General features: G+C 66.2%; 7 protein-coding genes. 2 read left to right on the top strand and 5 right to left on the bottom strand.

From position 1 onward, the window contains the following. Positions 1–28: 28 nt before the first annotated feature. Both sph and NN4_RS23740 read right to left on the bottom strand, forming a co-directional pair. Entirely contained in the window at positions 29–991 is a 963-nt protein-coding gene (sph, locus tag NN4_RS23735; protein WP_147135380.1) for a sphingomyelin phosphodiesterase, read from the bottom strand. Between the two features lie 173 nt (positions 992–1,164). Then, positions 1,165–2,223, bottom strand: a complete 1,059-nt coding sequence (locus tag NN4_RS23740) for a metallophosphoesterase (RefSeq protein WP_222595149.1) — start codon at positions 2,221–2,223, stop codon at positions 1,165–1,167. A 192-nt stretch (positions 2,224–2,415) separates the two neighbouring features. Between NN4_RS23740 and NN4_RS23745 the strand changes: the two genes are divergently transcribed. Beyond that, entirely contained in the window at positions 2,416–2,874 is a 459-nt protein-coding gene (locus NN4_RS23745; RefSeq protein ID WP_147135427.1) for an SRPBCC family protein, read from the top strand. 176 nt (positions 2,875–3,050) lie between these two features. Continuing rightward, positions 3,051–3,368: a hypothetical protein gene (locus tag NN4_RS23750; RefSeq protein ID WP_135232769.1), complete on the top strand. Its 318-nt coding sequence runs from the start codon at positions 3,051–3,053 to the stop codon at positions 3,366–3,368. Positions 3,369–3,399: 31 nt separating this feature from the next. Here the strand turns inward: NN4_RS23750 and NN4_RS23755 are convergent, their stop codons facing one another. The 3 genes from NN4_RS23755 to NN4_RS23765 are packed head-to-tail and all read right to left on the bottom strand — an operon-like array spanning position 3,400 to position 6,580. Then, complete coding sequence (locus NN4_RS23755) at positions 3,400–4,077, bottom strand: GntR family transcriptional regulator (protein WP_147135383.1); 678 nt, start codon at positions 4,075–4,077, stop codon at positions 3,400–3,402. Positions 4,078–4,115: 38 nt separating this feature from the next. Next, the gene (locus NN4_RS23760) at positions 4,116–5,540 is read right to left on the bottom strand and encodes an amino acid permease (protein WP_147135386.1); all 1,425 of its coding nucleotides are present in this window, start codon (positions 5,538–5,540) and stop codon (positions 4,116–4,118) included. A 38-nt stretch (positions 5,541–5,578) separates the two neighbouring features. Continuing rightward, positions 5,579–6,580, bottom strand: a complete 1,002-nt coding sequence (locus NN4_RS23765) for a proline racemase family protein (RefSeq protein ID WP_147135389.1) — start codon at positions 6,578–6,580, stop codon at positions 5,579–5,581. Between the last annotated feature and the right edge of the window lie 146 nt (positions 6,581–6,726).

The following is a 6,726-nucleotide window of genomic DNA, read 5'->3' on the forward strand; positions in this document are numbered from 1 at the left end:
GCGGGGCGGGCACGGTCCGCTGAGCGGATCAGGCGCCCGCGGTCACCGGGTAGTGGTCGGACAGGTTGGTGTAGGTGTACGACGTGCCCTGACTGGTGACCGTCCACGCGGGCGCGGACTCCTTGACCACGTGGTTCTGCCAGTTCGCCGGCTTGGCGTGGCCCTTGCGGTGCAGGACGTAGTCGAGATCCTCCCGCGGGTCGCTGGGGTAGCGGTAGTTCGCGATCGAGTTCTCCTTGGTGTCGAAGGAGAACGGGTGGCCGGTGCGGGCGGTCGCGGGCTCGAGCCGGGCGTCGGCCAGCATCGACGCGTATTCGGCGCTGTGCGAGTCCACGTTCAGATCGCCGGCCAGCAGCACCTGCTCGGTCGCGGGGATCTTCTTCGCGGTGAGGAACGCGTCGATCTCCTTGAACTGCAAGGCGCGATCCCTCGCGGCTTCACCGTCGGCGCAGCCGGGGTCGGTCGATTGGCTGTGCGTGCCGACCACGTGCACCTTGCTGCCGTTGACCGAGAGCACCGCGTAGGCGATCCCCTTGTTCGCCCACCAGTCGGCGCCGCAGGCGTTGGCGAAGATGAACTGCTCCTGGCGGATGATGGGCCACTTGCTGAGGATGGTGACGCCGCCGTCCTCCGGCGTGCCCGAGCTGTACTTGCCGCCGGTGGCGTCCCAGCCTTCCTTCGCGCGGCCGACAACCGGTGTCTGGTGCGGGTATTCGGCCTTGGCTTTGGCCTTCAGGGCGTCGGACGACTCGTTGTCGAACATCTCCTGCAGGACGACGACGTCGTTGCCCTTGAAGAAGTCGGTCTTCGGGATCTCTGCCGCGCGGTGGTCCTGACCCCAGTTGGGAAACAGGTTCTTGCTCATCAGGAAGGTGTTGTAAGTCAGCACCCGGATTTCCGGGGTTGCTGCGGAGGCCTGCGGGGCATTCACCATGAGGGTGGTGGCGAGTGCTGCGATGATGCTGAGCCGGGTGGGCTGGGATAGCGGCATGGCACGTCCTCGGATCTCGTAGAACCTGGATATGGCAGAACTGATCGGACCAGGCGTGGATGACGCGCTCGTGACGTTTCCATGATCATTCGTCCGCTCGCGGACGTCGGATCGATGGCAGACTCGGCGAATCAGCTTGGCCCGAAGGGTTTCTCGGAGGTGGTTGTCGGACGTCAGCGCGGACGAACGTGGGAATAGGCCGCTCGCGCCGTGCCGCTCGCGGCATCGACGGTGTAGGCGTCCAGGGTGACCGCGTTGCGGCGGATCTTCGCGATCATGAAGCCGAGGCTCGAAAAGTCTTGCCAGAACGCCTTATTGGTAACGACCGACGCGCCGTCGCCCTGCTTGGCGGAGGCGCCGCAGACGATCTGCTGGGTGCCACCGGACGCGCCGGCGGTATCCAGGATCTGCGAGGTGTGGTCGTGCCCGGAGAGGATGTAATCCGCCTTGCCGCAGACGACCTCGTCGAACAGTTCCTTCAGATGCCGGCCGCTCATGTAGTCGCCGGTGGTGACGCCGTCGTAAGCGCCTGCGTTGCCGTGCTTTCCGTTGTTGCGGTACGGGTGGTGGGTCAGCACGATCTTCCACCTCGCGCGGGATGCGGTCAGCGCGCGTTCCAACCACTGGCGCTGCCCGCGCATGTACGGGCCGTTCCACTGGTAGTGCGGATCGGTCTGGAGGACCGTCGAGGAGACGGGAACGGTGTCCAGCGCGAAGAATTCGACCAGGGGTTCCGGCCCGGCGGGCAGCGCCACCTGGTAATAGCGGGACGGCATGTACCAGCGGGCGGAGCGCTGGTGGTAGGCGACCTCGTGGTCGCCCTTGCTCGGATTCCCGCCGCTGCCCGCGAAGATCCCGCTGCAATCGTGATTGCCGAGCACCATCAACCAGGGCACGTCGATGCCCGCGTTGGGTTGTTCGAACTTCGTGGAGAACTCGTCGTCGTCCGCGCTTTCCGCACCGTCCTCGTAGATGTTGTCGCCCAACCCGATCGCCAGCGACACTCCCTCCGCCTGGCAGATCCGCTTCGCCGCGGCGGCCACCGCGCGTTGCCCGGCCTCGCCGGTGCCCGCGTCACCGGTGACCAGCACGTTGATGTCCGGGCCCGTCGGCATCGGAAACTTGCTGTCCGCGTTGGCGATACCGGGCAGCACCAGGCTCCCGGCCAGCACACTCGCGCCGACGAGCAGCCCGCGCCTGGAAATACACAGTTGGTTGTTTCGGTCGTCCACTTACTGCCTCCCTGGGTCCGACAGATTGAAGTGACAACGTTTAACTGGGTCGGACGAACTGTGCGCGGTGGGCATGGGACGAATCCCCATCATTCGGGCAAACAGGAGGTGGTCCCCTATCGGACTCGGCAGTTGAGGTGGGAACATTCCCGCACCTGGCGCAGTCGGCTACCGGATGCTTCGATCATGACCATGACGGACAACATCGATTCATCGCGCACGGTGACCGCGAGCCGCGACATCGCGGCCGCATCGGCACAGGTCTTCGAGCTGATCGCCGACCCGGCGCAGCAGCCGCGCTGGGACGGCAACGAAAACCTCGCGACCGCCGCGGCCGATCAGCGGGTCCGCGCGGTGGGCGACGTGTTCGTCATGACGCTCACCACCGGCGCCGACCGGCACAACCACATCGTGGAGTTCGAAGAAGGCCGCCGCATCGCCTGGCTCCCCTCCGAGCCCGGCCAGCAGCCGCCCGGCCACCTCTGGCGCTGGGAACTCGAGCCCATCGACGAGAACCACACCCGAGTCACCCACACCTACGACTGGTCCCAGCTGACCGACGAGAAGCGCCTCGTCCGCGCCCGCGCCACCACCCCCGACAAACTCCAGGCATCCCTCGACAGACTCGCCGAAGTCGCCGAGGGGCGCTGACCTCGCAACTGGGGCCTTGCTCAAACTTGTTGACAGACAGCATGATTGATTCGGTCATGCGGAACCGTCATGCGGTGGCATCGACTTGTCGGAAGAACCCGGCTCGGTAACCACCGGATCCGGGAGCACCTGCATTTCACGAGATATGTGGGTATGTCTGGGCGGAAGGCATTGCTATGAAACACATCGGCAAAGTATTGACAATGACCGGCGCGGTTCTTGTCGTGGTTCTCGGTACGACAGGTACTGCTCAGGCCGCGACCGGCGACTTCATCTACACGAGCCCTGATGGTACGCAGCAGCGACTGCAGGACCCGGAAGACGGCAAGTGCTACCGCATCGTCGGTGTCGACTACACCGAAAACGCCACCGACCGTGCTGCGGAAACGTTCCGGAACAGCGATTGCAGCGGAACGTTCGGGGAGCTCTTTCCGCCCGGGACCCGCGAATACCGTTCGGACTTCCAGTCGGTGCGATTCGGACGTCCGATCTGATCCGGCCGACTCGTGGGCGGCCCCCGTTTGCCTAAGGGACGTCTTCGTCGGGGGTGTTGCCTGCGGCCCAGATGCCGCGGACGTGGCCGATGTGTTTGCGGAGGAATTGTTCGAGTTCCTCGGCGCGGCCCTGTTCGATCAGGTCGATGATCGTGTGGTGTTCCTGGGCTGATTTGTCGAGCTCGCCGCGCTCGACGAGCGCGGCGAGACCGAACAGGCGGGTTTGGGCGCGCAGGTCGCCGACGATCTGCGACAGGCGCGGGTTGTGGCAGTAGTCGAGCAGCATCAGGTGGAATTGCCGGTCGGCGTCGACGTATTCGACGAGATCGCCGCGTTTGGCCGCGTCCACGATCTTGTCGGCCTGCACCCGCAGACCCGGAATGTCCGACTCGGGAATGGCGCCGACGATCGCGCGGACACTCGGTGGTTCCAGCAGCATCCGGATCTTGGCGATCGAGTCGAGGTCGGCGTCGGAGATCTCGGTGACCCGGAAGCCCTTGTTCGGCACCGAGATCACCAAACCCTGCTTGACCAGATCCAGCATGGCCTCGCGCACCGGCGTGGGGGAGACCCCGAAACGCTCCGACAGCCACGGCGCGGAGTAGAGCACGCCCGGCTCGAGCTCACCGGAGATGATCGCGGCACGCAGCGCGTCGGACACGTGATCGCGCAGCGTGGGCCGCTTGGGTATAACCAGCCGTTCGATCATCACTGCGCTCCGGGTTTCTCCTGTGTGCTTCTATCAGATTAGAGAGCTCCGCCGTTCAGCTTCGAGTGCCGGTAGCTGAAGGCGAGGTATACCCCCAGGCCGAGCAGCAGCCAGAGCACGAACCGGAGCCAGGTGACCCAGGTGAGGTGACTGATCAGCCAGATGGAGAAGACTATCCCGATCAACGGCACCACCGGCACCCACGGGGTGCGGAACGCGCGCTCGACCTCCGGGCGGGTCCGGCGCAGCCGCATGACGCCGAGCGCCACCACGATGAACGCCATCAGGATGCCGACGTTGGTGAGCTCGGCCGCCTCCCGGATCGGCAGGAAGCCTGCGATCAGCGCCGACACGATGCCGACCGGCCAAATCACCCGGGTCGGCACCTTACGAACGGGGCTGGACTTGCCGAAGTAGGACGGCAGCAGGCCGTCGCGGCTCATCGCGAAGCCGACCCTGGTCACCGCGAGCATGTTGGCGAACGCCGAGGTGGTGACGCCGACCACCGCACCGACCGCGATGACCAGGCCGAGGATGCCCATGCCCACCGAATCGAAGGCGCTGGCGAACGGCGAGGAGACGTTGATGTCGGTGTAGTTGACCATGCCGACGATGACGAGACAGACCAGCAGATAGACCAGTGACGCGATGCCGAGGCTGATCATGATCGCCTTGGGCATCAGCTTCTTGCCGTCCTTGGACTCCTCCGCGGCCGCGCTCATCGCGTCGTAGCCGTAGACCGCGAAGAAGGCCAGCGCCGCACCGGAGACCGCGCCGCCGACGCCGAACGGGAAGAACGGCTGGTAGTTGCCCGCCTTGATGTGGAACGCGCCCGCGACGACCACGATCGCGACGATCAGCATCTTCAAGACGACGAGACCCGTTTGCACCCTGGCGGATTCACGGGTGCCCCGGGAGAGCAGGAAGGCCAGGAGCAGGCACAGCAGGACCGCGAAGAGATCGACCCGGTGCCCGTCCCCGGTGCCCGGTGCGCCGAGTGCCCAGGTGGGCAGGTCGAAGCCGAGGTAGTGGGTGATGTAGTTGAGATACCCGGACACCGCGATGGCCACGACGGACACGATGGCGGTGTACTCCAGCAACAGATCCCAGCCGATCATGAAGCCGATGATCTCGCCGAGCGCGACGTAGGAGTAGGTGTACGCCGAGCCCGCGCGCGGGACCATGCCCGCGAACTCGGCGTAGCAGAGCCCTGCCGCCCCCGAGGCGATGATGGCGATGGCGAACGAGATCAGCACCGCTGGACCGGCCACCTCGTTGGCCACCACACCGGCCAGCGAGAACACGCCCGCGCCGACCAGTCCGCCGAGGCTGAGCGCGACCAGTTGCCACAGCCCCATGCTCTTGGTGAAATCGCCGGTGTCGGCGACGACCACCGGCATTCGCCGCATCACTCCGCCCTTGGTGAGCGGCGGGCGGGCAGGTTTGGTGACGACGGTCTTCATTGACTGTGCCTTTCGGGGTGGAGCAGTGGAGCGAGTGGTTAGAAGACGAAGCCCTCGGGGAAAGGGTCGGTGGGGTCGAGCAGGTAGTTCGCCGTCCCGGTGAGCCAGGCCCGGCCGGTGATGGCGGGCACGATCGCGGGGCGGTCGCCGACCGTGGTGGTCTCGACGGCGCGGGCGTAGAAGGTGGTGCCGATGAACGAATCGTTCTGCAGCACTTGATCGTCGGCGAGGAAGTCGCGGGCGTGCTGGCGGGCGAGCAGTGCGGAGGTGCCGGTGCCGCAGGGGGAGCGGTCGAACCAGCCGGGGTGGATGGCCATCGCGTGCCGGGTGTGCGCGGGCTCGGACGCCGGGTCGAGGAACAGCACGTGCTTGCAGTCGGCGATCCGCTCGTCCGTGAGGTGGACGGGACGCTGGAACTCGTTGATGGCGGCAATGATTCGCAGACCGGCGTCGAGGATGCGGTCCTTGTGCGCGCGGTCGAACGGTAGCCCGAGCTTGCCGAGATCGGTGATGGCGTAGAAGTTTCCGCCGTAGGCCATGTCGTAGCGGACCCGGCCGAGACCGGGCACCTCGACCTCGTTGTCGAGGCTGTCGCAGTAAGCGGGCACGTTGCGCAGCGTGACCGAGTCCGCGTGGCCGCCACTGACCGCGACCGAGGCGACGACCCGTCCAGCGGGGGTGTCGAGCCGGATCTCGGTGACCGGCTCGGTGACCGGGACCATGCCCGCCTCCACCAATGCCGTTGCGACACCGATGGTGCCGTGCCCGCACATCGGCAGCAGTCCGCTGACCTCGATGAACAGCATGCCGTAGTGGCCGTCGTCGGTGGTGGCGGGTTGCAGGATGGCGCCGCTCATCGACGCGTGCCCGCGCGGCTCGTTCACCAGCAGCTTGCGCAAGCCGTCGAGGTGCTCGGCGAAGTACATGCGGCGCGCCGCCATGGTGTCGCCGGGGATGGTGCCGACGCCGCCGGTGATCACCCGGGTCGGCATGCCCTCGGTGTGCGTGTCGATCGCGGAAATGATGGTGTTGCTGCGCATTTCAGGACTGCCCTTCGGTGTCGAGTTCGGCGAGTTCACGCAATCGGACCGGCGCGGCGAGCGGTCGCCAGGCCGCGCCGGCCGCCGCGAGACCTGTTGTCGCCGTGAGTTGGTCGGCGTACGGCTGGTCGCGCAACGCCTCGATG

The organism is Nocardia ninae NBRC 108245, assembly GCF_007990755.1.
In the GTDB taxonomy this organism is placed as follows: Bacteria; Actinomycetota; Actinomycetes; order Mycobacteriales; family Mycobacteriaceae; genus Nocardia; species Nocardia ninae.

Coding starts and splice junctions, on each gene's coding strand:
- NN4_RS23750 (WP_135232769.1), top strand. CDS start 3,051: ATGAAACACATCGGCAAAGTATTGACAATGACCGGCGCGGTTCTTGTC.
- NN4_RS23765 (WP_147135389.1), bottom strand. CDS start 6,580: ATGCGCAGCAACACCATCATTTCCGCGATCGACACGCACACCGAGGGC.
- sph (WP_147135380.1), bottom strand. CDS start 991: ATGCCGCTATCCCAGCCCACCCGGCTCAGCATCATCGCAGCACTCGCC.
- NN4_RS23760 (WP_147135386.1), bottom strand. CDS start 5,540: ATGAAGACCGTCGTCACCAAACCTGCCCGCCCGCCGCTCACCAAGGGC.
- NN4_RS23755 (WP_147135383.1), bottom strand. CDS start 4,077: ATGATCGAACGGCTGGTTATACCCAAGCGGCCCACGCTGCGCGATCAC.
- NN4_RS23745 (WP_147135427.1), top strand. CDS start 2,416: ATGACGGACAACATCGATTCATCGCGCACGGTGACCGCGAGCCGCGAC.